The sequence below is a fragment of the Legionella sainthelensi genome (genome assembly GCF_900637685.1).
Classification (GTDB): domain Bacteria; phylum Pseudomonadota; class Gammaproteobacteria; order Legionellales; family Legionellaceae; genus Legionella; species Legionella sainthelensi.
The window spans coordinates 593,357-620,274 of sequence record NZ_LR134388.1 but is presented as its reverse complement, the minus strand read 5'-3'; the positions used below and the strand labels follow the sequence as shown (position 1 = coordinate 620,274).

The following is a 26,918-nucleotide window of genomic DNA, read 5'->3' as shown; positions in this document are numbered from 1 at the left end:
CCCCTCTTATTATTTTATTTACCGCCACTCGTCATTCTTGCAACGTTGGATGATACCCCTGCTTGTTTTTGCCTTTCTTCGGCCTCGTGCTCCATTTTATCTCGGAGTCCAGTAACCCCATCTTTAATGTGAGTTTGCTTCTGTATTTGTTTATCGACGTCTTTTCCAACTTTAGCTTGTTCTTTATTTTCTTTAGTCTCTTTTACCATATCGTCAATAGTGTCTTTTATAAGGTTTTCTCTTGGTTTAAAGTGTTGTTCATATATCGAGTTAGGGGCAAATCCCGTGTCTCTTCCAAACATCCCTTTTTGTCTTTGTTGCAAAGGATTAAACCCAGAGCCACCTCTTACTACTATTGCTTCAGGGGGAAATTGCATGTTCTTATTTTTCTCACCAAGAACAACCAGAGCAGTCCACATAAGAGCTGCCTCACGCTCTTTTCCAGGAGGGCTTTTTATCACTATTGGATTGTCTTTACTAGGTGGTGGATCCATATTTTTTAAAATTTGCACAGCATCTTGCATGTATTTTTGTATTTCCTCATCCAGAAGCTCTTGGCGCACGTCGTCAGGAAGATTATCGTAATCTATAGGAGAGTTAATTAATTCAAATTTTCCTGTTCTGGCTGCGTGAATACCATCTCCCTTCAGAGTGGCAGAAGCTTCTCCTCGATAATCGGGATCGTAGGTCATGCGTCTTGTAACATCAAGAGTTTTGGCAGTGTTATCTTTAGGATCCAGATATTGTTTCCGGGATAACTTATCAAAACAAATCACCTCATTAGGACCAGGTTTACCCGTTGATTTAAATAGTTGATCTTCATTTTGATTTGCCAAGATTATGGTAGAATTCAAGCCTCCTTTAGCAGATATAATTTGTTCTTGTTTAAGACCACGTGGCACTGCTGGTTTTTGTGCCGTTGCACGATCTTGACAATAAATCACGACCCCTTCTGGCATATAAACATTCTTTTGCGAACCAGTCATTACGTTTTCAATGTTTTTTAGTATCTTTGACAGTTTAGGTTGGACTTCATCTCGATAATAACGCAGTTCACGTTCAATAAGTTCTTCTTCTTTTGCCAATTCTTTTTTAAGCTTTTCTACATCCTTAATGATCTCATTACGGTCTTTTACTTGTTGATCATTAGCAGGAGGGTTGCTCAAAGCGGGAGGAACGGTGATCTGTTGTCGAGCTTTTACCTCTTCTAAAGAATGTTGAAGATGATCAATGATATTAATGCATTCCTTATTCAAACCTTTATAATGTGCCTGCGTTTCCCTAAGTACCTTTCCTGATTTTCCCTTCAATCCCTGGGCAAAAGCGGAGGCTTCTTCATCAAGTTTTTGTAGAGAAGATAAATTTCCTTTATGCTTCAATATCTCCTTATCCACTTGCTGCAGTTTTTCTAAGTCTCCTTTTAGTTGCACAACTGCATCCTTCATAGGTGCATTATCTTTTCCTTTAAATAGATTTTGTGTCTGCTCTTCTTTTATTGAACGAAACTCTGCTTGAGTAAGCTCTTTACTTAGGGCATCTTTAAAAGGAGCCACATTAGGCTGCTCAAGAAATGCGCTCAAAGAAGAACTGTTATTAAATGCCTCCATTACTTCATCAATATTTTCCGCCGTGAACTCAGCTGTTTTTTCTAACCTTAAAAGTACCCCGATTAATCTTTGCTTATCTTGATTTGCTTCTGAATCTGGTGGTCTGGCTTCAGTAACCAAGTCCTGCAGCCTGTCTAATAGATTTGTATTATGCACATGTTGATCTTTGATCGGCCCTTGGTTTGTTTTTGATGGCTCAAACTCTCCAGTACCTTTATTAAAATCAAGAGACTTACAAAACCCCGTTTTATCTAAAATCTGGCATTGAGTACAAAGAACGTCAAGTACCGCGCCATATTGGACGTTATCATCCAAATTACGTTGTGCTAATAAAACTTCATTGATATTTTTAATTTGTTGGTCATTAAGAGTAATAGGAGGTGTATATTGATATAAATGTTTAGCAAGTGCAGCATTATGTATCTGTTGAAAATCTGCATTTCTTTTGTTCTCTTCCAAGAGTGCCGTCATATCAAGATCTTTTCCTAAAGAATCTTTTTTTCCTAAATAAAATTGCAGTACATCTTTATCATTTGCTTTAAATATAAAGGGCAAATTTTCTTTATTTTCAAGAAGCTTCAGTTGTTTCTCATGGGGTAATTTATTAAAAACAGCAATTAATTGCTCATGTGTTTTCTCACCAAAACGTGCGGCAGAAGGGGCTGTAACAAGCGCTTTAAATTGCTGGATACGTGCTTCTTCCTTTAAAGCAGGAAGATGAGTATCTTTAATAAAATCAACATCAGTTCCTATTGCTAAAGCCATTTTGGTTTTAAATTCTTGAAGATTATTTGCTTTTACAAGGCTATCTAGTTGATCAGGATTCAGCTTTTTAATATGGTTTTTCAACAGGGCCACTTGAAGTGAAACCATATTTTCCTTAGTGACGCCTTGAGTAATAATATTATCATGATCGGGAACACCGTCTTTTAATGCGTCGGTTAACGTCTCAGGAGTTGTTGCTTTAAGCGCTGCTTGCAATTGAACAAGTACACCAATTCCATCCTTTTCCAATTTTGCTGGCAAGTATCTCTCACATAATTTCTTTTGAATATCCTTTTCAACCTCCGTCTTGGCACTCTCCTTAATATCAGTTCTACTAATATGTTCAAATTTTGGATCAGCTAACAAACCACCAATAAACAAATGCTCATTTTCGGCGCAATCTATGCTTAAAAGATCTTTTTTACCTAAGATCCACTCATTATCAAGTCTCCGAACAACTTCATCGAGATTTTTCAAGGCGTTTGTATGTTTGAATTCCTTGGTTCGCTCTTCAGCAACTTTTTTTATTTCACTTTTATTCTTCGTAAAAATTTCGCTGAGAGTTGCAGAACTTTGGGGGTCATCTACCGGATATCCAAGCGTCTTAGCATTCTGTAGAAAGTTAACCTCATTATTTTCATTTATTGCTTTAATTAATTTGTCCAATGCATCCAATTTATTTTGTGGCGCATTTTTTAAAAGTTTCATTAAAATAAGTTGCGCTGCATGTTCTTTAATGGAGCCAATAGAATCCTCTGTAAGAACTTTTTGACCTTTATTCACTTCATCAAATTTCTTATTTATATCAGGGTTAGGAGTGGAAGCCTCCCATCCAGGAACTTGGGTTAATACACGGTCCCTTGTTGCTAAATAAGCTCTGCATTCCTCTTCATTGTATTTTAAAATGTTAAGTAAAACGGCTTTATCCTCTTCGGAGTCATTTTTTAAACCAAGTTTTACTCGTTCTTCGGCGGCTTTTTGTTGGAGTTCGATGAAACTTAAGTCATCCTCGGGGTCTAAGAAATCGTCTTCCTGGAAATAATGAAGATCATCGACCTCTTTTCTCATTCCATACACCCCTTCCCATTTTTTCCTGCACTTCATTAGATCACCAAATTCTTTCCAGACCTTTGCATGATCAACTACCGCTTGCCTAAACGCATCATCATTTTCTTCAGTTAAATCTATCATTAGCAACGCGTCTATGGCGTTAATCCGATCTTCTATTGGGATCTCTGAATCCTTTTTATCGCGTAACTGACCTATCGCTTCATGTAATTTTGTATTCTTAGGCATAATTGGACTCCACAAACCCTTATGTATCTATTTTAAGCATTATTAATTAAAGAAACCTTAAGTTTTCATCACTTACCCAGATCTTGTATGTATAGATACAGTAAAGATGGACTAACTTATAACCATAGTATAGCAATTTTTCAAATATGAAATGCTTAAAATCATACTGCTAATAAGATTACTTTTCATTAACAAATTCTATACCCTACACAACAAACTACCCATAGTAGCCATTCTCCCTTGCGCGAGAAGGACAAAGCTATTAAGTCAATGGCAGTGCTTCTCTGTCAAACTCACTTAAAGTAGCACATTACCCCATCATCAAACATGAATAATTATCTAATTCGGGCACCCTATTAACATGATCTCTTTGCGGCTTACTCGAGAAAAATGAGAAACAACCGGGCTCTTTGGCTTTGTGTTGTGCCAATGCCTGGTTAATGGTTGAATTAATTTCCCATTGGGTTGAAGTCCAGCCATATAAACCACGTAATTGACGAATAATCCATAGCTTGCTGCGCAATTGACGGATGTATTTGACGCCTGCTGATTCCTCATCCGCGGAATAGCCATTGATGTCGTCTCTTAACTGCAGCAGCCGGTTCTCAAAATTTGGGTGCTGCTTATTGACTTCTATAAAACGTTTAATGCATTGCACAGCCAAATTTTTTTGAAATTTTAAACAAAAACGATGGTCTTCACCGATGTTTCTTAAAATCCGTTTAAACTCACCATAGGATATGCTGACTCTGATCTCTTGCAAATAAGGATTCGAATAACGATACGCTTTAACGGCCGAATCAATATCAGAAAGTTTATATAGATTTGTTTTGCGGGCACCATTATTTAATAAATGCTTCATTATAAAATAGGCATTTTTACCCACATTTTGATCATTGCGAAATGTATGAACACGCTCTAAAGCCACATCCAAAGGTGTTTTACCTTCTTTATTCTTTACATTAATAAACTGGCCAAACATACTGATTGTTTCTTCATAGCGATATTCACCCATTTTAATGGCAGTGTGTAATGGCGTATCTCCGTTTTCAAACCCAAATTGTTCATGGCACAGTTGTTTGTAGCGCACTATGGATTCTTGAACCTGTTGGATGAGCGTCTCATTAGGACTATGAGGCAGGAGAATTTCTTTAAGCAAGGCCTTTGTTTCTTGTTCATTCAATTGAGAAACATAATCACGAAATTCTTTAATGGAAAACAATACCGCACGCAAACGAGCAAGCCTTGCTGTCAAAGTTTGAGTCACCAAGGCAACTTGGGCACGATCAGAAGCCTTTTTGATATTGCGTGATTCTTTTAAAGTCTGCTCAATTAATTGCGTCGGAATCAAAATATGCTTATAAAAAGACTTCCATTTCGCCTTGATAAAGGCATCGTTGTTGCTTAGGCTGGCAAAAGCATCAATGTCTGCATAATTACGGTATTCCTTATTATCGAAGGGATTCGCAATATAACCAAATTTAGTAGGCCAGTAGGAGTTGCATGAATTCTTTAAACAGGCAAGAGACATCAAATCATCTACAGTAATGTCAAATGCATGTGCCCCATGAGTTAAATGGAAAGGCCTTCGCGTCTGAAAACCCATAATGCTGTCCACGAACATAAGATCATGATCGATTTTAAAAAATACCGCATGCGGTTTCCCAGCTTTTTCTACCAAGTAAAAACCAAAATTTCCTTTATGTAAATCATCTTCTTCGAGAGTATACGAAGTAGAAAGAATACTGGCTAAAGACTCATAATCAATGGTTAAAATATCGTTTGCTTCAGCAGCCACCAAACTTGCATAAAAACCTTGAGGTAGACTATTCAAAAAATAAATGGGGATGTCTTTTGAATCATTAACCTTTGCTTTTGTGTATCCACAACCAAGTTGTTGAGAATCAGTTAAGCTGTAAAAAGGATGTTCCAATCCTTCTTTTTTAGCGATTACATGGGACAAATGTTCAATAGCCAAACCGAGGACATTTTTATCTTTATCAATGACCAAATGGGAACTAGGGGTTAAATTCGGTAATAAAAACAGACGAGCCAACTGACTAAATGTAACTTCTAAACGGGAAAAATCAGCACAACCATGCTTATTCTTTTTATAAATGATCCGATTGCCAGTTGGCTTATGTATTGCCTTGAGGTAAGCCTCATGTCCTGAGGAATTTGAAACGGGTCCTGGAGTAATCTCTTCAACACGAAAATTGCCAGCCATGGGACATTAGAATAGGAGTAAAAATTGTACTAAATTTTACCACACAGTTTAATATAGATCAATGCTCATCCGATTCTATAGTCAAGTCACCCTCAGGCGAATCAAAATTTTTACCACTATTCAAACGAATTTGTAAGCCCACATTATTTTTGGAATCTGCATATTTAATAGCATTTTCCTCTGAAATCAAACCATTTTTATAAAGCTCTAATAAAGCCTGATCAAAGGTCTGCATTCCTTGCTCGGTACTCCGTTCCATAACCTCTTTAATCTCATCAATTTTTCCTTTCTCAATTAAATCAGAAACATAAGGCGTATTTAATAGGATCTCTACAGCCACCATTCGTTGATGGTTTACCCCAGGAATGAGACGCATGGAAATAATAGCTCTTAAATTCAGTGATAAGTCCAAAAGCACTTGCTTTCTTGCATCTTCAGGAAAAAAATTAATGATCCGATCCATCGCTTGATTTGCATTATTCGCATGCAAAGTGGAAATGCATAAATGGCCTGTTTCTGCGTAAGCGATTGCATGTTTCATTGCATTGCGCTCGCGAATTTCACCGATTAAAATCACATCTGGCGCCTCTCGCATTGCATTGACTAATGCATTATCGTAACTCATCGTATCTATGCCTACTTCACGCTGATCTACTATGGATTTTTTGTGCTGATGGAGAAACTCTATAGGATCTTCGATTGTTAAAATATGCCCACTTTGATTCTGATTACGATAATCAATCATTGCCGCGAGAGTTGTTGATTTCCCTGACCCAGTCGCACCAACAACTAAAACTAAACCACGCAATTCCATGACTATAGACTTTAAAATAGGTGGTAAGTTTAATTGCTCTATAGAAGGAATTTTATTTTTAATATAGCGCACCACCATAGAGATATCACCGCGTTGACGAAATAGATTAATCCTAAACCGCCCTACTGCAGGAATCGAAAGTCCCATATTCAGCTCCATTGTGGCTTCGAATTCTTTACGCTGATCATCATTCATCAAAGACAAAGCAATTTCAGCCATCTGTTGGGCTTTAAGCGGAACGTGGCCAATGGGCAAAATAACCCCCTCAATTTTAATATTCGGTGGAGCGCCTACACTAAAAAAGAGGTCTGAAGCACTTTTATCCACCATTAATTTAAAAAAAGGTGTTATGTCCATATATCCGTCTCCAGAAAGCGCATACTTTTCTTTTAGTATATTCTACTTGGGCTATTTTATAAGAAAAAATAACAATCGCGCTAGAAACCTCACCTTGCGCAATAACTTCAACAGCCCCCTGCTTGCCAAGAGGGTGAGGTATTTACCAAGACCGTAGAATTTTAATCGGACCCTACATTTTTTCTAAAACTTCATGCAGGTATTTCACAGGTTCTATAGTCATAGAGGAGTTATTCTGCTTAGGTGCATTAGCAAAAGGAATTATTGCGCGTTTAAAACCATGTTTTGCTGCCTCTTTTAGACGCTCCTGCCCGCTTTGTACCGGTCTGATTTCCCCCGCTAATCCCACTTCACCAAAAATAATGGTTTCGCGATCAAATACTCGATTACGCAAACTAGAAACCACTGCTGCTAATAAAGCCAAGTCTGAGCCTGTTTCTGTTACCTTTACACCACCTACTACATTAATAAATATATCTTGATCATAGGTTGCAATTCCCCCGTGCCGGTGTAACACAGCAAGTAATATAGCCAAGCGATTAGATTCAAGACCCACTGTAACGCGTTTGGATTGCTGTCCGTGTGCTTCATCAACCAATGCTTGTACTTCAACGAGCATGGGTCGTGATCCCTCCCAGGTCACCATTACTGCGCTTCCGGAAGTAGGTTCTGGTTGACGCGATAAAAAAATTGCGGAGGGATTAGCCACCTCTTTTAAACCTTTATCCGTCATGGCAAATACACCCAATTCATTCACTGCACCAAATCGGTTTTTAATAGTGCGAATGACTCGAAAACGACTGTCATTTTGTCCTTCAAAATATAAAACACTATCAACCATATGTTCTAAAACTCGCGGTCCTGCCAACGCACCTTCTTTGGTTACATGCCCCACTAAAAACACGGCTGTTTGGGTCATTTTGGCAAAACGGACTAACTGTGCTGCCGATTCTCTAACTTGACTAACCCCGCCTGGGGCAGAACTTATAGTTTCTGTAAAAATAGTCTGCACCGAATCAATCACAATAATCTTAGGCTTTTCTTTTTGCGCTTGGGCAATAATTGATTCAACTTGTGTCTCTGCTAGAAGCTTTAGTCCCTCTAACGGTAATCCTAAACGTTTGGCTCGCATAGCGACTTGCTGCAACGATTCTTCACCCGTTACATAAAGTACCGTTTCTTGGAGAGAAAGATTGGCGAGTGTTTGTAATAATAAAGTAGACTTACCTATGCCAGGATCACCTCCAATAAGAACTACTGAACCATAAACCAAACCTCCTCCGAGTACCCGATTTAACTCTGATAAACCACAATCCATACGTACTTCTTTATCCATAACCACATCTTCAACAGCAGTGACTACTGAACGCTGATTGACCCAAGATCCGCTACGAATATTGCGTCCTGCAGCTATAACGCCTTCTTCTGCAATCGAATTCCATGCGCCACAGTGGGTACATTGCCCAGCCCATTGTTTAAAAAGTGCTGCGCATTGATTGCATACAAATTGGGTTTTTGCTTTCATCTTGATTCCGTTATATTGGTTGATAGCTACTATACACGATTTACGCTATGGAGGCGTTATGATCTATGTCTTAAGTTTCACAGTCTATTTGCTTTAAGTACAACTGAATTTTTAAGTTGAATCCTCAGAGCAACCCAGTATAATCATTACATTTTGCACACTCAGGATAAATTCTATGAGCAAAGGCTTCCATTTTGAACAATCAATCACGGAATTGGAAGAAATTGTCAGGCAATTAGAAAAGGGTGAACTCTCTTTAGAAGATTCCCTCAAACAATTTGAAAAAGGAATAAACCTAGCACGACATTGTCAAGATGCATTGCTAAAAGCCGAACAAAAAATAGAACTATTAACTTCTGCTGAACCAAGCTCGGACGAACAATTAAGTGATTAGCAATTATATAAATCGACATGAAGCATTTCTGAAGCAGGTCATTGCCCATTCATCTGTTCCTGCGGTGATCATACGCTCTGCAATAGACTACTCTCTTTTCCCTGGTGGAAAAAGAATCAGGCCAATTTTAGTTTATCTTACTGGAAGCCTGCTTGATCTGGATCTAAATATTCTCGATGCTATTGCTGCTGCAGTAGAATTAACCCATTGCTACTCTTTAATTCATGATGACCTTCCTGCAATGGATAATGATGATTTACGCCGCGGAAGACCAAGTTGTCATAAAGCATTTGATGAGGCTACTGCGATTTTGGCTGGGGATGGCATGCAAGCATTAGCTATTGATGTGCTTTTAACTTATCTTCCCCACTTGGTGCAACCTGAGCGCGTCATATCCATAACTCGCGAGCTTGTTCAAGCAACTGGTATCAGCGGGATGGTAAGCGGGCAGAGCCTCGATTTATCTGAATTAGCAAAATCGTCTGTTGATGACGAGCGACTCAAAGAAATCCACCATCTTAAAACTGGACGACTTATCCTTGCATGCATCGAAATGGTTTTGAGAATACAATCAACCCCTGAAGCGTATCAATCAGCTTTGCGAACTTATGCGAACCACATTGGTCTTGTCTTTCAAATGCAAGATGATTATTTAGACTACCATGCTCCAGCTGAATTTTTGGGTAAAGGACGTTCTTCTGATTTGGCGAACCAAAAAACTACTTTTGCTACTTTATATACCAAAGATAAATTAGAGCTGGAAATCAGCAAACATTATCAAATTGCTCTCGATGCATTACAAATATTTGGTCAAAAAGCACTCTTATTAATTGATTTAACTAAAGAATTGCAAGAACGTAGTAATCGATTTTAACCTCTTTAAATTGCTTATGGTCATCAGGTGTTACCTAGGAAAATTGACACCTTTTATCCTCTTTTCTCTGTAAAAACTACTATACTTAAATGTGTATTAATTGAGCAATAAAGCATATAAAGGAGCTCATATGTTCTTTAAAAACGACACATCTAACCCGCAAAAAAAAACCGATCCGATTGAAGAAGAGTTGAAAAAATCACTTAAAGGCGACTTATTAAACAATGAACCATTTATAAAAAATTGCGTAAAAATAGAAAATTTTCTCATGGATAAAGACGCTGTAGACCAACAGCTTATTCGTTTAAATGATCTACTCGCAACCAAGTTAGAAAATAGCAACTTAAAAGTAGGTAAAAAAGCAACGAAGCAATTACGAACACTGATTCAAGAACTACTAACCAGTGCCGGATTTAGAGAGGGAATGATCCAAACAATTGGCGATAAAGGATTGAGCAAAGAGGATTTTATGTTTTTAACCTCTTCAGGATTTATGCTCAAAGACAGTAGCCTTCGTGGTAAACCTCATGGCGAATTTACTCATGCTATCCAATGGTGTTTAATTATATTAAAACAACAAGAAGATCCGACTTTTCTTGATAATATGGAGATAAAAGATATTTGTAATCATATTTTTAAACTTTTAGGTCATGAAGATTCAACAACAAAATATCCATTTAATTGTTGGGACCAGCTTGTTGACAGGGCAGAAGACGATGCTCGATCGCCAGAATGGCTTTCTGGGCATATTCAGGATAACGAAAATGAGGATTACCCGTTATTAGCTGAAATGATAAAATTAAGAACTGAAAAAGGTAAAGGTTCTCTCTCTAAATCACACTTAGAAGAGAAGCTAAAAAATCCCCCTGAACGGTATGAAAAACATCCTGAAATTGAAGATATTCTTATGCCTAAATTGAATAAGTAAGATTGCCTCTACTGTTTTAATCCATTTAGCAGTAGAGGATACATAGCCCTGGTTGCAAGCTCATTAGGCTCAGTCATGTATTTTTGTATCCTACCTCACCCACTTATTTGCGCCTTGTCTCGAACTTAATGGATGATGCTCTAGGTAATTTAATAAAACCAAAAGCAGACCAACTGCAGCATGAGGCTAACTTTTAAGCTTCACTATTTGGGATACTGGCACCATTGTTTCTATTCCGAACTCTGTTTTCCTTTGCTCCCCCTTCCAGGCATGTCCGTAAACTACTTCATAAGTCAGAGGGTATTTTCCGTTGTCGGTTTGCATTGCGGTATAGTTTTGTTTAAATTGTTGCCAAGCTGTTTTTCCAGTTAATCCTTGGTTTCTTTTGGGATTAATGTTTTTGACTCCTTGAGCCTTCAAAGACTGTAACAATTTAGGCAAACTTTCATAATGCACCGCCAACAATTCCATATCGATAACTGGATCTAAGAAATGTTCCGACATTAACCAGTCCCCTACATCATGCATGTCAGCAAATTCATTAACGTGTGCGTAATGGTTCACGCCAAACCAAGCGGCTTTTAATTCCTGAAACGTGTCAGGCCCTAAGGTAGTAAACATCAAACATCCATTGGGCTTGATGATTCGATTTAATTCACGAAAGACCGAAGTTAAATGCCCCCCCCAATGAATCACTTGATTGGCAAAAACCAAATCAAACGCCCCATCGGCAAAAGGCATACGTTCCATGTCTGCTGCGACTAAAGACCAGCGACGCCGCCAACCTTGTCTTTTTCGTGCCTGTAATAACATGATCTGGGCTAAATCCAAACCTACAACTTGGGCTTTGGGATACATCCGCGCTAATTCTTGAGAAAAGAAACCTGGGCCGCAGCCTAAATCCAAAATGCGTTGCGGTTTCATGCTTAAATAATGCAAGCGCTCTAATAGACGCCCCCCTATTTCTTGCTGTACTTTAGCAGCAACTTCATATTCGGCGGCATGTCGATTAAATGCCTTGCTAATTTCATAGATAACAGCCATTATAGAACCAGGAAAGATTAAAGGAATCCAACTTACTCGTGCGTCAAAAAATATGGAGTTTAGCACAAAGTTTACGTATATACTCAATATGTATCTTATGTAATCAATACCACAACAACAAAATGGCCGTGTGTTCACATTGCCTTGAACTCATGCCTTTGCTAGGCCCTGGTTGTCGCTATTGTGCTTATCCCTTACCTGACACCCATTTTCTCGTCTGCGGAAATTGTATTAAAAAACCACCCTCTTTTGATAGAGCATTCATAAAGTATACTTTTGAAGAGCCACTGCGAAGCCTTTTACATCAATTCAAATATCATGAGGGGCTATATCTTACATCTTTTTTAAGCTATTTAATTTTTAAATCACTATCAAACCAAGCAGATATGCCTCAGTGTTTGATCCCTGTCCCCATGCATTCACAACGAATCAAACAACGTGGATTTAACCAAGCCGCCGTCTTAGCTCGTTCTTTAGCTAAAAAATTACAGCTCCCTTGTAATTTATTCAGTTGCCAAAAAACGCTCAACACAAAACCTCAAGCAGGTCTGGATGAAAAACAAAGGAGAAAAAATTTACGCTCTGCCTTTATAACCCAAAAACTTCCTTATCAGCATGTCGCCATTATCGATGATCTTCTTACCACCGGTAATACCGCAAATGAACTGGCACGCACCTTAAAGAAATCCGGAGTAAAGCAAGTGGATGTTTGGTGTTGCGCGCGCACCATAGAAAAACAGTGAAGACTTAAATTTTTTAATTAACTTAAAGTCTTTGCAAATCATTCATTAATAAATGAACTAATACCACGCAAAATATAATAAACACCAGTCTATGCAATAAAAGCTCCATCGCCACGGATACGGGTTTGCCGCGGATTTTTTCAATTAGAGCATAAACTATAGATCCTCCATCTAAACCTGGAATTGGAAATAAGTTTATCACCGCAACGGCAAGGCTTAACGTTGCGATAAAAAACATAAAAACCACTATTCCCTGGGTCAGCGAGGCCACTGAAGCAGCAAAAATGCCTATAGGACCTAGCAGTGCCGAAAAAGGGATTACTCCTGAAAATAACTGTTTTAATACCATTAGAAAAAAATAAATCATATGCATCATCGTGGCATTAGCCTGATAGAGTGCATCAACAAATGATGAAGCACGTAATTCACTTTGAGCGGCAGCTAAATTGGGCTCAATACCTAATTGCGCTAATAAAGATAATCTTGCTCCACGAAATTGTACATGGCTTAAATCAAGCATTGCCGTGGTCTGTTTGCCATCGCTGCGATTAAGCACTACAGGAATATCTTTTTTCCCCCAAAGAATCACTAACTGCATGCCCACATCACTCCAAGTTGGGGTGGCATGCTCACCAATAGATACAAACTTATCCCCTGAAAGCATGCCTGCTTGAGCGGCCGTGCTGTTAGGCTGCACTCCTTTGATTTCAGGGACATGGTAGCTAAGACCCAAAGAAAATACGATAACAAAGGCAAACCACGCAGTGATGAGATTGGCAACTGCTCCTGCTAACAAAATCAGAATACGCTGCCAAACTGGCTTCTTATCAAAACATCCCGGGTATTTTGCTGGCTTTACGGGACTAATTCGAGTGTTCTCTAATTGGACATACCCTCCCAAAGGAAAAAATGCCCATACCCATTCACAGCCGCTTTTGCCTCGCCAACGCAATAATGGCTTACCAAATCCTATGGAGATTTTTTTAATTTTTACTTGAAAAAAACGAGCTAATATTGCATGCCCACCCTCATGTATCCCTACTACAAGGATTAATGTGAGTATTATGGCGATAATTGCCAAAAGCATAGGTCACTCCTTTATCGTGAACGTGTGTTATCTACAACTAATTGCAGTACTGGAACTTTTTTTCCTTTACTCGAACTCAGTTCATATCCTTGACGATAAACTTCAAAAATTCGATACGCCTGATTTGATTCACTATCAATTAATTCCACGTCATCCCCTTGCTCATCAAGCAAAGTTACTGTTAAATGAATTTCACGAAATCCGGCGATTTGATAACGCTCCTTAAATAATTCTAATACACGTGCCAGGCTTTGTGTCGCTTCTTCACCACTATGCTCGCCTTGTAAGATTATGTCCATGATTCATTCCCCTCGTCAACTTGGGCATTTGAACAAAAACCCTCTACTATTGTTAGCGGCAAAACAACAATGTACTTTAATTTTACAAGAAGATATTTTCGAATCTTTTAATGCGTTATCTAAGCACTACTGAAGGCGAAGTGCGGCAAGAAACAGAGCACAGAACAAAAATGTATTAGCAGGTATGTTGACGAAGCAATTTAGTTCCTCACAATAGCGTTTAGAAAAGCGCGTTAATGGTAAGTAAATAAGCTCCGCAGCAACAATTCCAATAAATATGCCCCGGGTACACTACAAATTTAACAGGTAATCGTTTACAATTCACCGATTAACTCAATAATTTCAAATTCACTAATTCATAATCTTATGGTGTTTGTTGCTTGCGGACTCAATCATAAAACTGCTCCAATAAACGTGCGTGAAAAAGTCGCCATGACTCCGGCTGCCCAAGATTCGTTGCTCAACAGCTTATTCACTCTCTCAGGGGTCAATGAAGCTGCTATTTTATCTACTTGTAATCGCACAGAAATTTATTGTGATACACACGACCCGCAGGCTCTTACACATTGGCTCGCCCAAGAACATCACTTATCGTATGAATCGTTGTCTCCTTTTTTATACTTATATAAAGGCCATGAAGGGATAAAGCATACGTTACGAGTCGCTAGCGGTTTGGACTCGATGATGATTGGAGAGCCACAAATTCTTGGTCAAATGAAACAAGCTTATCAACATGCGTGTAATCTGGGCACCATAAAAACAGAACTGCGCCCGATTTTTGAATATATTTTTAGTGCATCAAAACGTGTACGCACTCGAAGTGGCATAGGTACCAATCCTGTTTCAGTAGCTTATGCTGCGGTTCAACTTATTGGTCAGCTCTTTACAAACTACAAATCCCTCAATGTCTTTTTGATAGGTTCAGGCGAAACTGCTTCTTTAGTAGCAAAGTATTTACACCAACAAGGTGTGAATCATTTCATGGTAGCAAGCAGAACCCAAGAAAATGCTGAGAAGCTTGCTAAAACCTTTAATGGAAAAACAATTCCTATCAGCGATATCGCTCAACATCTGTCTCAAGCTGATGTTATTGTTTCTGCAACAACTTGCCCCATTCCATTTATTAATAAAGATTTGGTAATGCAAGCATTAGATCAAAGAAATCATGCCCCCATGTTCTTTTTAGATTTAGCAGTTCCTCGAGATATTGAGGCCGATGTCAAAGAAATCGCACAAGTACACCTCTACAATATTGACGATTTACAAGCGATGATAGAAAAAGGCATCGAAGAAAGACGCCTTGCTGCATTTCATGCAGAGCAATTAGTTGATGAAGAACTGAAAAATTACATTCGCAAACACCGTTCTCTTAAAGCCAAAAAGGTTATTTGTGATTATCGTAACCAAATGTCTGATTTGGCACAAAAAGAATTGCAACGTGCTTTAAAAAAGCTTTCTGCAGGCCAATGTCAGCAGCTTGTTTTAAATGAGTTTAGCGAACGGCTGGTGAATAAGCTTACCCATAATCCCACAGCCGGCTTAAGACAAATAGCCAAAGACGGCCGAGAAGATTTATTTACCTTAGCACAATATCTTTTTACTACTACAACACGTCAATCATCTTATGAAGAAATCTCTTGAACTAAAACTGCAGCAAATGCTGGAGCGTTATCAGGAAGTGGGACGCTTACTATCTGAAGCATCCGTTATTGCTGATCAAAATCAATTTAAAACTTTGTCAAAAGAATACGCACAATTAGAGCCTATAGCGACTTGTTATGAAACATATATCGAAGCAAAAAATAATGTGTCTTCTTTAGAGGAGTTACTTGTTGGAGAAGATAAAGAGTTAGCAGCCATGGCTGACGAGGAGTTAGCAAGCGCCAAAAATGAAGTAGAAGAGCTCGATGAACAGCTACAATGGCATTTGATTCCCAAAGATCCTGATGATGAACGCAATATTTATCTCGAAATCAGGGCAGGAACTGGTGGCGATGAAGCAGCGATTTTTGCTGGTGATCTTTACCGTATGTATATTCGTTATGCAGAAGAGCAAGGCTGGCAACAGGAATTAATTAGTGCAAGTCATGGTGAACATGGAGGATATAAAGAGATCATCACGCGTATTAGTGGTAACGCTGTTTATTCACAACTCAAATTTGAATCTGGAGCTCATCGTGTACAACGTGTTCCTGAAACTGAATCCCAAGGGCGTGTACATACCTCGGCCTGTACTGTGGCCATCTTACCTGAGGTTGACGAAATTGATGACATTCAAATTAACCCAGATGATCTACGTATAGACACCTACCGCTCCTCGGGAGCTGGTGGACAGCACGTCAATAAAACAGACTCTGCTATTCGCATTACCCATATACCTACGGGTGTCGTGGTGGAATGTCAAGATGAGCGTTCTCAACATAAAAATCGTTCTAAAGCGATGTCCTTACTTAAAACACGCTTGTTGGATGCAGAACAAAGTAAACAGAAGAAAGAGCAAGCACAAACCCGTAAATCACTGGTGGGAACAGGTGATCGTTCTGAGAGAATTCGTACCTATAACTATCCCCAAGGTCGTTTAACGGATCATCGAATTAATTTAACAATCTATCAATTAAACGATGTAATGGAAGGTAAGCTTTCTTTAGTGATTGAACCCTTAAAGCGTGAATATCATGCTGAGTTACTGGCAGAACTAGGACGAAATGATTAGCATTGATAGAGTTCTGAAACAAAATCCAGAGAGAGAAGCAGAAATTTTATTAGGCTATGTTTTAGATAAAACCAGAGCCTATCTCTTTGCTCATCCTGAAGCATTGCTTACGCCCAAACAATTAGCTGCATTTGAACATTTAATGGCTCAAAGAGCTCAAGGAATACCCATTGCTTATCTCATGGGCCAACGTGAATTTTGGTCCCTTGATTTAAAGGTCAATGAACATACTTTAATTCCACGCCATGAAACAGAACTACTTGTGGCATTAGCCTTAGAATTTATCCCTGATCAGCCTGATACTCATATTCTTGAGCTAGGTACTGGCAGTGGGGCTATAGCCTTAGCTCTGGCCAAAGAAAGACCAAACTGGCGAATTGTTGCGTGCGACATTAGCGAAGATGCACTAAAAGTTGCAAAAGAAAACGCTCAAAACAACAAAATAGAAAATATAAATTTTTTTCTATCTAACTGGTTTAGTGGAATTCCGCAGCATCAATACCATGCTATTGTAGCCAATCCACCCTATATCGCAGAGGACGATCCTCATTTGCAACAAGGTGATCTACGTTTTGAGCCACGAAATGCACTAGTGAGTAGTCAAGAAGGCTTAGCTGATCTACAATGTATCATTGAACGCGGTTATGAATATCTTTTGCCTCAAGGTATACTTTTGCTTGAACATGGATTTGATCAAAAATTTAAAGTACAAGCTATACTTAATAGATTAAGGTATAAAAGTATAAGATGTTGGCAAGACATCCAGGGTCATGACAGAGTAAGCGGGGGCTGGCGATAATATTATTGATGATACAATAGTTTTTTGGTATACCTAAACCCTTTCCTTTCTGTAGTCCCAGGTTAAACGCTGGGGAGGGAGACTAAAAATGACCGAACAATTAATTGATAAAAATAATGAGAGACAATACAACGTGAAAAGCGACGCAATAGGTAGCATGGGAATTACCCCCTATCAGGAAACTGCGGGGGAAGAATATATGAATGAAAAGCAGTTGGCACATATTGAAAAAATATTGCTAGCTTGGCGTCAATCATTAATGGAAGAAGTGGATCGTACTGTGACCCATATGAAGGACGAAGCTGCTAATTTTCCCGACCCATCAGACAGGGCAAGCCAAGAAGAAGAGTTTAGCATCGAATTACGCACACGTGACCGCGAACGTAAACTTATCAAAAAAATTGAAGATGCATTAGAACGATTAAGAAATGAAGATTTTGGTTATTGTGAAGCATGTGGTATTGAAATTGGCCTCAAACGTTTGGAAGCAAGACCTACTGCAACCTTATGTATTGACTGCAAAACTTTGTCAGAGATTAAAGAAAAACAAAATCAAGGCTCTTAATAGCTACTTTCTTACCTAAGAAAAAGAGAGCTATTCTGCTTTTTTTAATTAACGAATTAGGCATATGTAGACGCCAACACGCGTACATCACCCCTCCGTGAAAACGGGGGGTTACTTGCCTATATGACCTCTTCAATTTGTCGTAAATGTCGGGCAACCGACCCTTTATTTTTTTCGAAAACAGCTGTAGCATTATGAATCATTTGCTGTCGGAGCATGGAATTTGCATGCAACTTAATAATGCCATCAATTACTTCTTTTGCACTTCCTGCTAATAAAATACCTTCGGCCGCCTCTAACTCATCACAAATCGCTTTAAAATTATGGACTTGATGCCCACTTAACACTGGAACATTCATCGCAATAGGCTCTAATACATTATGCCCACCAACAGGAACAAGGCTTCCTCCTACAAAAGCATAATCACTAATTTGATATAATCCTAGAAGCTCACCTAAACTATCGAGTACAACAATCTCATTTTCCGGATTCAGGGTGTGTAAGTCAGAACGCAACCCTGTTTTAAATCCAGATTGAAGGCATAATTGATAAACAGCTTGAAAACGTTCGGGGTGGCGCGGAGCAATTAATAAAATTACATCGGGAATTGCGTGTTGTAGGCGCTTCAACTGAGACAAAATCTGTGCTTCTTCATTTTCATGAGTACTTGCGGCAATCACTGCGATACGTGCCGATCCCCAGTGTCTTTTTAAATCACTAAAACGTTGGCTTTCGATGCTATTCGTTTGTAAATCAAACTTCATATTTCCTAATACATGTATTATTTCTTCTCGAGCTCCCAAAGTAATAAAACGTCGTGCATCCTCTTCTCCTTGGGTCAAAATAGCAGAGAATTTATTTAAAACAGGTTTAATGAGACATTTAATTTTCTTATAGCCTTGTAAAGAATCATCCGATATGCGTGCGTTGGCAAGTAATAATGGAATTTGAGCGGTTTGCGCCTGATAAATTAAATTAGGCCATAACTCGGTCTCCATAATCACACCTACTCGAGGTTTAATTCGTTGATAAAAGCGTTTTAATGCGCCGGGAAGATCATAAGGCAGGTATTGATGCATCACCTTATTGCCAAAACGAGCTTGTACGCGCTCAGAACCCGTTGGCGTCATCGTAGTCACCAACAAAGACCAATTTTTATCAAGCATTGCATCGATTAAAGGAGTAGCGGCAATAACTTCTCCTAAAGAAACAGCGTGCACCCAAACATCAACCGGTTTATACTCATAAGTACTTAGGAAAAAACGTTCTGCTATGCGTTTTCGATAAGCAGGTAAGCTTTTCCCTTTCCACCACAAACGTATTAAAATAAAAGGGACAAGCAGATACATCAAAAAAGAGTAAAAAAATCGCATATAAAACCAAACCCAAAAAGCGACAGTATATACTTAAAATATGGTATAAAGCGATAAAATGACATAATTTTGAAGGATCCTTGCTGATGACTTTTCGGGACTTCTTTATCATCACTACCTGGTGGGGGAAAATTATTGGCGCATGTTTTGGCTATTTAATTGCTGGACCTACGGGAACACTCTTTGGTCTTTTAATAGGTAATTTTTTTGACAGAGGTTTATCCCAATACTATTCCAACCCTCATTGGTCTTATTACAGTGAAAAGCGTAAAAACGTCCAAAAGACTTTTTTTGAAGCGACCTTTTCCATTATGGGGCATTTAGCCAAAGCGGATGGTCGCGTAACCGAAAATGAACTAGCGGTTGCACGTCAATTCATGGAAGAAATGCGTTTAAGCAAGGAACAAAAAATCGTAGCAAAACGTTTATTTAATGAAGGCAAACAACTCGATTTTAATCTAAATGAAATTCTCGAACAATTAAAAAAGTCCTGTAAAGATAATCGAGATTTACTCAGGTTATTTCTCGACATTCAGTATCGAGCAGCTCTAACTGATGGTCTTAGTACAAAAAAAATTCAACTGTTGGATGTTATTTTTTCCAAACTAGATTTTGCACCACTGCATAGACAATATCGATTTTATGAAGATTTTGGTACTAGTTATTCATATGAGCAACCCAAGGATGATGAGTCACAATCACAACAATATTCCTCATCTGAATCCTACTCGTCCTACAGCAGATATAATTATCAATCCACTAAATCAAATTTGGATTATGCATATGCGCTTCTGGAAATAGCCCCTAATGCAAGCAAACAAGAAGTAAAACGTGCCTACAGACGCTTATTAAGCCGAAATCATCCTGACAAATTAATTGCTCAAGGATTACCTCAAGAAATGATTAAAATAGCTAATGAAAAAACTCAAAAAATAGTCAAAGCATATGAACTAATTTGCTCCAGTAAAGGATGGTAGCTATCCATCCTCGAGGACCACCCAGTTGACTTTTAATTATAGGTTCAGCCTAAACTTCCAATATTATTTCTCTTGTTTGCGCTTAAATCCTAATGCTCGCAAACGCTGATCAACTGTAGGATGGGTTGCAAATGCAGTGTTAAGCGACTTCGCAGGATCGATATCTGAAGGGTCAAAAAGATAAGAAGCATGCCTTACTTGTTCATGAGCTGTATTACCATATTCTTCTGCATAACGCGTTGCATATTGTTTATGATCGACACTTATTTTAAGTAAAGCACGAGCCAAAGGCTCATTGTTCCGCATTAACTCCACGCATCCAGCATCCGCCATATATTCGCGGGTGCGACTTAAAAACAAGGTCAATACGACTGTAATTAAAGGCACGAGATAGCGCAGAATCATAATAACCATAACCAAGCGATTATCTTCACGCCGCTCATCATTACCTCTAAAAAGGACAGAATAAAATAACACATCAACAGCCATCAAAAGAATATTACTCAAGATAGCGACTGTTAAAGTTAATCTAATATCAAGATGGCGAATATGGCTTAGCTCATGAGCCATCACTGCTTGGATCTCTGCTCTATCCAATTTTTCCATTAAGCCTCGCGTAATTGCGACCATTGCCGATTTTTCACTATAGCCGCTTGCAAAGGCGTTCATATAATCAGCTTCAATAATATATACACTGGGCATGTAGTCTAATCCAGCTGCAATCGTCATTTCTTCTACGACATTATACAGTTGCTTTTCTTGTAAATTATTGGCTGTTTCTGGGGTAATTTCTCGATAATCAGTGCCCAATAACATAATCCGATCATAAAATGCATAGGTAATAATTAATGAAACTACGGCAAAACCAACCATAAGAATGGTGCCATAAGGAATAACTTGTAGACGGAGCAATACGAGAACACTTTGCTCAAGTGTAATATGAGGAAAATAAAGAGCTTGTAATATAGCAACGTCAGCAACGCAGCCAACTACAAAATAAATTCCAACATAAAACATCATCACCAATAATGTCTTGTGCTTATTTCGTCGAATTTGGGCGCGCCAATCGACAGCTTCGCTATCATAATCTTCAAGACTCATATTTTAAACTCAAAATTTTACGGTATAGTCTTCTTTAACTTTAATTTGCTCCTCGGAAAGTCCCCAATAAACAAAGTCCTTATCTAAGGAAGAAGAAAATATTGATACGATTATTGATTCAAAAAATGATTTTTTCTTAGCGTTATAACGTTCTATAGCGTCGTTATATGCTTGTTTCGAATAAGCTAATTTATTTTCGGTGTTGACTATTTCCTCTTGTAATTGCATCACATTTTGACTTGCCTTTAAATCAGGATATCGCTCAAATACCACATTAAGACCCGATGCAATTTGAGAGATTTGATTTTCTGCAGCAATACGTCCCTGTTCGTCCCCTGTGGCTTTTGCTGCTTGAGCCTGATTACGTAAAGCAACTACATCTTTTAAAGTAGTTTGTTCGTAATCCATATATTTTTTTACAGCCTCAATTAAAGACTCAAATACTTTAAAACGACGATCCAGTTGGATATCAATTTGTTTTTTATCATTATTAATTGCTTCAATAAACTGAATTAGAGTATTGTAGATACTAATAGCCCATATCAGGATCAGGACTACTATAACTATCAGAACAATAAAAAAGTACTCATTTCTATATCCTATGCAAAATTTCCTACAATTAAGTTATAGACCGAAAATTATAAAAAAAACAGTATAACCAAGGCTACGTTTCTACACTTTTATCTATTTTTAGTAAAGAAATAAATGAATTAATTCCTGTAAAATAGAGTTGACTAGCAACGGATTATAAAATGAGATAAATCAATGAATAACAATAAACTCGGGTGGTGTATCCATTTTCTATCCTACTATTTATGTTGGATAGCCTGCTTTTATTTTGCAGCACAAAACGACATATACCTTGGACCCATCATTGGTTTTTTAATTATTGCCGTACAAATTAGTTGGCAATTAATTAATCGCCTACCTTACTTAAAAGCGCTTTATTTTGCCCTTTTTATTGGCTTGATTGGTTCTATTACCGATACAATTTGGCTGCACCAAAACTATATTTATTTTAAAGCTAACCCTTTTGCTCCTTATTTCACAGCTCCATGGATGATATGTATCTGGTTAAGTTTTGGCTTAAATTTGATTATTCTTAATGAAAAATTGACACGCTATTATTTCACTTGGTTTTTGCTTACTCTTTTTTTGATGCCATTTGCTTACAAAATTGGTGCCACATGCAATATAGTGGTTATCGAACGAACTTACCCCTTTTATTTTTCTGTAGGAATTACATGGGCCTTACTTTTACCTCTAAGTTTTTACCTGTATCATCATTTCAAAAAATTCGATGTAATAGACGCTTAATTTGCGTTAATAGGTTTTGTTATACTCGCAAAATGGGTTTCAAAAATTGCCCTGTGTAGGACTGCTCACATTCAGCTACTTGCTCGGGAGTGCCTGTAGCTACAATACGACCGCCTTTACTGCCGCCTTCAGGCCCCAGATCAATAATCCAATCTGCCGTTTTAATCACGTCCAAATTATGTTCAATGATAATAACGGTGTTCCCCTGCTCGCGCAAACGAAATAGAACAGCCAATAACTGCTTGGTATCGTGAAAATGTAAACCAGTGGTTGGTTCATCAAGTATGTACAAAGTGCTTCCCGTACCTCGTTTGGATAATTCGCGGGATAACTTGATACGTTGTGCCTCTCCTCCAGAAAGAGTTGTTGCACTTTGCCCCAGTTTTATATAAGACAAACCGACATCCATCAATGTTTGGCATTTCCTAGCTAATGCAGGAATCGCTGAAAAGAAATGGCTCGCATCCTCAACCGTCATTTCTAAAACTTCATGAATATTTTTTCCCTTATATTGAATGTCCAATGTTTCTCTATTATAACGCTTGCCTTTGCATACATCACAGGAAACATAAATATCAGGAAGAAAGTGCATTTCAACTTTAATAAGTCCATCTCCCTGACATGCCTCACAACGGCCACCGCGTACATTAAAACTAAAACGTCCTGGCTGGTAGCCACGGGCACGGGACTCAGGAGTAGCAGCAAATAATTCTCTAATATGGGTGAAGATACCTGTATATGTAGCAGGATTAGAGCGAGGAGTCCTCCCAATTGGGCTTTGGTCAATATCGATCACTTTATCACACAAATTTAATCCTAAAATTTCTTTAGCTGCTCCTGGAGTATATAAACTCGCTCTATTTAACAAATTTGCCGCACTTGGATATAAAGTATCATTAATCAAACTGGATTTACCTGAACCAGAGACTCCCGTAATACAGGTTATTAAACCTAAAGGAATACTCACATCGACACTCAGTAAATTATTACAAACAACCCCTTTTAAATGGATCATTTTGTCTGGATTAACGGCTAATCGAGCGGCCGGAATAGAAATTGACTGTTTTCCTGATAGATATTGACCCGTTAATGAAGCTGGATTTTGCATCACCTCTTGAGGTGTGCCATAAGCAACAATTTCACCTCCATGTACGCCTGCACCAGGACCTATATCTAAAACAAAATCAGCATTCCGAATAGCATCTTCATCGTGTTCAACAACAATTACGGTGTTCCCCAGATTTCTTAAGTGCATTAAGGTTTTTAATAATCGATCATTGTCGCGTTGATGTAAGCCTATAGATGGCTCATCCAGAATATACATCACACCAACAAGTCCCGAACCAATTTGACTGGCTAAACGAATGCGTTGTGCTTCCCCCCTGATAACGTTTCAGCACTACGAGCTAATGAAAGATAATCCAAACCTACATTCACAAGAAAACCTAATCGCTCAACAATTTCCTTGTTTATTTTTGCTGCAATCTCACCTTTGTATCCGGTCATACGCAAATTTTTAAAAAAATCATAAGCGTTCTCAATTGAATAGGCAGTAATTTCAGGTAAATTTTTATTATCAATAAAGACATGGCGTGCCTCAACGCGTAATCGTGCACCTTGGCAGCTCAAACAAGGTCTAGACGACAAGTATTTGGCAAGTTCTTCACGAATCATTCCTGAATCAGATTCACGATAACGACGTTGCATGTTGGGAATAATACCTTCAAATGCATGACGCTTTACCATTTGTCCGCCGCTAGGCCTGTGATAATGAAACTCAATAAGCTCCTGTCCGCTTCCATATAAAATAATATGACGCATTTTTTCAGGCAAATCACAAAAAGAGGTATTTGTATCAAACCCATAATGGACCGCCAGTGATTCCAGCATTGAATAATAATAGGTGGTTTTTTTATCCCAACCACGAATAGCACCCTCAGCTAAACTAGCCGTTTGATCATGAACCACTCGTTCGGGATCAAAAAATTGATCCACACCCAGCCCATCACAGCTAGGGCACGCACCCACCGGATTATTAAAAGAAAAAAGTCTTGGTTCTAATTCACTAAGACTATAGCCACATTCAGGGCATGCAAATTTTGAAGAGAACACCAGTTCATTAAATTGATTATCCATGGAGGCGACAAGAGCGAGACCTTCGGCTAAATTTAAAGCATTTTCAAATGACTCACTTAATCGTTGGGCAATTTCTGGCCTCACTTTAAAACGATCTACCACTACTTCTATAGTATGTTTTGTACGTAAACCCAATTTAGGGGGAGCATCCAATTCATAAAGTTCACCATCAATACGGGCTCGCACATAACCTTGGGCTTGTAACTGCTGTAAAAGCTGAACCTGTTCTCCTTTACGTTCACGTACTACTGGGGCCAAAATCATCACTTTACTATCAGGAGGTAACGCCAAAACCTGATCCACCATTTGACTAATGGTTTGTGCATGTAAACTCTCATGATGAGTCGGGCAGCGAGGCTCTCCTACTCGAGCATAAAGTAACCTTAAATAGTCATAAATTTCAGTAATAGTCCCAACTGTAGAACGAGGATTATGAGAAGTTGCCTTTTGCTCGATTGAAATTGCGGGGGATAAACCCTCAATGGAATCAACATCAGGCTTTTCCATCATAGCCAAAAATTGTCGGGCATACGCGGATAAAGATTCTACATAACGGCGCTGTCCCTCCGCATACAAAGTATCAAAAGCCAAAGAAGACTTACCTGAACCAGATAACCCTGTAATGACGATCATTTTATCTCGTGGTAAATCCAAGTCGAGATTTTTTAAATTGTGGGTTCTTGCGCCCCGTATCGAGATAACATGCATATAATTCAATCAATGACTTAAAAGTAGCCTATTGTTTTTTTACTTAAAGAGGGTAAATTATAAGATAATACGATAAAAATGTGGAGCATTTAACCCAATTAAGTATCTGCTCTAGTAGTTCGTTTTTTTTAGACTGTTTTTATCAGGGATTTAAGTTTATTTTGTAGGCATTTGTAACTCCTAATTATGCTACAATGAATACATAAATCATTAATTTTGAACTAAAAAAGGATTTTAAAATGAAATCTCTTTTACAAAGAACACTCTTATACCTGGTACTTGTTACTTCCTCATTCAACCTCTATGCGCAAACTGATGCTGAAGTGTGCCAGTGGGTAAAACAAATTATCCTGAATACTCTGTCCATAGACTACAATTTTCGATTCAAGGACCATGTGGAATTTCGTAAAAATTATTCAGATAACGCCTGGAATGCTGTATTCGTATTCTTAGGGGGATACGTAAAAATTGTAAGGGAACAACATCTTACCCTTCACCCTAAATTTGCCAAGGAACCCTTTGTTGAAAGTGAAGGAGTTTCTAATGGAGTCCGCTATTGGCGGGTTGATTCAGTTGTCCTGGTTTCCGAATTAAATGAAATGGTTGCCTTTTCCATGATAGTCACAAAACCTTTTGATCGTTTTATTATTCAAAGTGTTGATATGGTAAAAAAGGATAATCCATGAATGTCCTGACTCATTTTAAGTTTTTTCTCTGGAGGTTCGGCCGTTTTAAAGTACCGATGATTGGCTATTTAAAACCCCGCATCATAAAACTTGACGATACAGAAATAATCATTTGTTTACCTTTGAATCGACGGAGCCGTAATCATTTAAACTCCATGTATTTTGGTGCTCTTTCGGTTGGTGCTGATCTCGCCGGAGGTTTGCATGGTTTTTATCATGCCAACCAAAAACAATGTCAGCTGTCTCTTGCCTTTAAATCCTTCCAAGCCCATTTTTTGCGCAGGCCAGAATCAGATGTCTATTTTATCTGCTCCGAAGGCGCATTAGTTGAAACGATGATACAAGAATCAAAAGCTTCAGGAGAAAGGGTTACCAAACCGATCCACATAAACGCGTTCACCGATTATCCGGCCTTTCATGAAAAGGTAGCGGATTTTATTTTAGAACTCTCCGTGAAAGTTCGTTCTTAATGTGATTGCCCTATCTCTATTTTCTAAAAACTCAGCCTGAATCCATACGCTACTGCAAGTAGGTCAACTGACTTTTTTACGTCGATTCATTGATTTATCGATAATTTTAGATG

Annotated in this window: 22 protein-coding genes and 1 pseudogene; 12 read left to right on the top strand and 11 right to left on the bottom strand. The window is 38.4% G+C overall.

Features of this window, described 5'->3' with window-relative positions:
* Nucleotides 1-14: 14 nt before the first annotated feature.
* The 4 genes from EL220_RS02745 to radA all read right to left on the bottom strand — a co-directional run bounded on the left by EL220_RS02745 (nucleotide 15) and on the right by radA (nucleotide 8,591).
* A complete protein-coding gene (locus EL220_RS02745; RefSeq protein WP_027270763.1) occupies nucleotides 15-3,668 on the bottom strand; it encodes a hypothetical protein in 3,654 nt (1,217 codons plus the stop codon).
* A 310-nt stretch (nucleotides 3,669-3,978) separates the two neighbouring features.
* On the bottom strand, nucleotides 3,979-5,895 hold the full coding sequence (gene ankK, locus EL220_RS02740; protein WP_027270762.1) for a Dot/Icm T4SS effector AnkK/LegA5: 1,917 nt from the start codon (nucleotides 5,893-5,895) through the stop codon (nucleotides 3,979-3,981).
* Nucleotides 5,896-5,953: 58 nt separating this feature from the next.
* Nucleotides 5,954-7,066: a PilT/PilU family type 4a pilus ATPase gene (locus tag EL220_RS02735; protein WP_027270761.1), complete on the bottom strand. Its 1,113-nt coding sequence runs from the start codon at nucleotides 7,064-7,066 to the stop codon at nucleotides 5,954-5,956.
* 172 nt (nucleotides 7,067-7,238) lie between these two features.
* Complete coding sequence (gene radA, locus EL220_RS02730; RefSeq protein WP_027270760.1) at nucleotides 7,239-8,591, bottom strand: DNA repair protein RadA; 1,353 nt, start codon at nucleotides 8,589-8,591, stop codon at nucleotides 7,239-7,241.
* A 175-nt stretch (nucleotides 8,592-8,766) separates the two neighbouring features.
* Between radA and EL220_RS02725 the strand changes: the two genes are divergently transcribed.
* The 3 genes from EL220_RS02725 to EL220_RS02715 all read left to right on the top strand — a co-directional run bounded on the left by EL220_RS02725 (nucleotide 8,767) and on the right by EL220_RS02715 (nucleotide 10,787).
* Complete coding sequence (locus EL220_RS02725; RefSeq protein WP_027270759.1) at nucleotides 8,767-8,985, top strand: exodeoxyribonuclease VII small subunit; 219 nt, start codon at nucleotides 8,767-8,769, stop codon at nucleotides 8,983-8,985.
* Nucleotides 8,978-9,859 (top strand): polyprenyl synthetase family protein, encoded by an 882-nt coding sequence (locus tag EL220_RS02720; RefSeq protein ID WP_027270758.1) that lies wholly within the window; start codon nucleotides 8,978-8,980, stop codon nucleotides 9,857-9,859. The genes EL220_RS02725 and EL220_RS02720 overlap by 8 nt, the downstream gene beginning before the upstream one ends.
* Nucleotides 9,860-9,989: 130 nt before the next feature.
* Nucleotides 9,990-10,787, top strand: a complete 798-nt coding sequence (locus EL220_RS02715; protein ID WP_035905958.1) for a LirA/MavJ family T4SS effector — start codon at nucleotides 9,990-9,992, stop codon at nucleotides 10,785-10,787.
* 186 nt (nucleotides 10,788-10,973) lie between these two features.
* On the opposite strand, the gene bioC is transcribed toward EL220_RS02715, so the two are convergent.
* A complete protein-coding gene (bioC, locus tag EL220_RS02710; RefSeq protein ID WP_027270756.1) occupies nucleotides 10,974-11,831 on the bottom strand; it encodes a malonyl-ACP O-methyltransferase BioC in 858 nt (285 codons plus the stop codon).
* A gap of 38 nt (nucleotides 11,832-11,869) precedes the next feature.
* Between bioC and EL220_RS02705 the strand changes: the two genes are divergently transcribed.
* A complete protein-coding gene (locus tag EL220_RS02705; RefSeq protein ID WP_414092931.1) occupies nucleotides 11,870-12,574 on the top strand; it encodes a ComF family protein in 705 nt (234 codons plus the stop codon).
* A gap of 22 nt (nucleotides 12,575-12,596) precedes the next feature.
* Here EL220_RS02705 and EL220_RS02700 read toward each other — a convergent pair whose 3' ends face one another.
* Both EL220_RS02700 and EL220_RS02695 read right to left on the bottom strand, forming a co-directional pair.
* On the bottom strand, nucleotides 12,597-13,661 hold the full coding sequence (locus EL220_RS02700) for a M50 family metallopeptidase (RefSeq protein ID WP_027270754.1): 1,065 nt from the start codon (nucleotides 13,659-13,661) through the stop codon (nucleotides 12,597-12,599).
* Nucleotides 13,662-13,672: 11 nt separating this feature from the next.
* Nucleotides 13,673-13,960 carry a hypothetical protein gene (locus EL220_RS02695; RefSeq protein WP_027270753.1) on the bottom strand — a complete coding sequence of 96 codons (288 nt, stop codon included), beginning with the start codon at nucleotides 13,958-13,960 and terminating at the stop codon, nucleotides 13,673-13,675.
* Between the two features lie 366 nt (nucleotides 13,961-14,326).
* Here EL220_RS02695 and hemA point away from each other — a divergent pair, with 366 nt between their 5' ends.
* The 4 genes from hemA to dksA all read left to right on the top strand — a co-directional run bounded on the left by hemA (nucleotide 14,327) and on the right by dksA (nucleotide 18,037).
* Entirely contained in the window at nucleotides 14,327-15,601 is a 1,275-nt protein-coding gene (hemA, locus tag EL220_RS02690) for a glutamyl-tRNA reductase (protein WP_027270752.1), read from the top strand.
* Entirely contained in the window at nucleotides 15,585-16,673 is a 1,089-nt protein-coding gene (gene prfA, locus EL220_RS02685) for a peptide chain release factor 1 (protein ID WP_027270751.1), read from the top strand. The genes hemA and prfA overlap by 17 nt, the downstream gene beginning before the upstream one ends.
* Nucleotides 16,666-17,472 (top strand): peptide chain release factor N(5)-glutamine methyltransferase, encoded by an 807-nt coding sequence (gene prmC / locus EL220_RS02680; RefSeq protein ID WP_027270750.1) that lies wholly within the window; start codon nucleotides 16,666-16,668, stop codon nucleotides 17,470-17,472. The genes prfA and prmC overlap by 8 nt, the downstream gene beginning before the upstream one ends.
* A gap of 88 nt (nucleotides 17,473-17,560) precedes the next feature.
* Nucleotides 17,561-18,037: an RNA polymerase-binding protein DksA gene (gene dksA / locus EL220_RS02675; protein ID WP_027270749.1), complete on the top strand. Its 477-nt coding sequence runs from the start codon at nucleotides 17,561-17,563 to the stop codon at nucleotides 18,035-18,037.
* 119 nt (nucleotides 18,038-18,156) lie between these two features.
* Here the strand turns inward: dksA and waaA are convergent, their stop codons facing one another.
* Nucleotides 18,157-19,410, bottom strand: coding sequence for a lipid IV(A) 3-deoxy-D-manno-octulosonic acid transferase (waaA, locus tag EL220_RS02670; RefSeq protein ID WP_027270748.1), 1,254 nt, complete (start codon nucleotides 19,408-19,410; stop codon nucleotides 18,157-18,159).
* 86 nt (nucleotides 19,411-19,496) lie between these two features.
* On the opposite strand from waaA, the gene djlA reads away from it, so the two are divergent.
* Nucleotides 19,497-20,387 carry a co-chaperone DjlA gene (gene djlA, locus EL220_RS02665; protein WP_027270747.1) on the top strand — a complete coding sequence of 297 codons (891 nt, stop codon included), beginning with the start codon at nucleotides 19,497-19,499 and terminating at the stop codon, nucleotides 20,385-20,387.
* Nucleotides 20,388-20,450: 63 nt separating this feature from the next.
* Here djlA and htpX read toward each other — a convergent pair whose 3' ends face one another.
* Together htpX and EL220_RS02655 are read right to left on the bottom strand one after the other, a co-directional pair.
* On the bottom strand, nucleotides 20,451-21,488 hold the full coding sequence (gene htpX / locus EL220_RS02660; RefSeq protein ID WP_027270746.1) for a zinc metalloprotease HtpX: 1,038 nt from the start codon (nucleotides 21,486-21,488) through the stop codon (nucleotides 20,451-20,453).
* Between the two features lie 9 nt (nucleotides 21,489-21,497).
* Nucleotides 21,498-22,091, bottom strand: coding sequence for a LemA family protein (locus EL220_RS02655; RefSeq protein WP_128130812.1), 594 nt, complete (start codon nucleotides 22,089-22,091; stop codon nucleotides 21,498-21,500).
* A gap of 162 nt (nucleotides 22,092-22,253) precedes the next feature.
* On the opposite strand from EL220_RS02655, the gene EL220_RS02650 reads away from it, so the two are divergent.
* Nucleotides 22,254-22,805, top strand: coding sequence for a DUF2878 family protein (locus EL220_RS02650; protein ID WP_027270744.1), 552 nt, complete (start codon nucleotides 22,254-22,256; stop codon nucleotides 22,803-22,805).
* Nucleotides 22,806-22,824: 19 nt separating this feature from the next.
* Here EL220_RS02650 and uvrA read toward each other — a convergent pair.
* Nucleotides 22,825-25,649: pseudogene (gene uvrA / locus EL220_RS02645) on the bottom strand (excinuclease ABC subunit UvrA).
* Nucleotides 25,650-25,888: 239 nt separating this feature from the next.
* Here uvrA and EL220_RS02640 point away from each other — a divergent pair.
* Nucleotides 25,889-26,335 (top strand): hypothetical protein, encoded by a 447-nt coding sequence (locus EL220_RS02640; protein WP_027270742.1) that lies wholly within the window; start codon nucleotides 25,889-25,891, stop codon nucleotides 26,333-26,335.
* Nucleotides 26,332-26,805: a PaaI family thioesterase gene (locus tag EL220_RS02635; protein ID WP_027270741.1), complete on the top strand. Its 474-nt coding sequence runs from the start codon at nucleotides 26,332-26,334 to the stop codon at nucleotides 26,803-26,805. Before EL220_RS02640 ends, EL220_RS02635 begins: the two co-directional genes overlap by 4 nt.
* Nucleotides 26,806-26,918 lie beyond the last annotated feature (113 nt).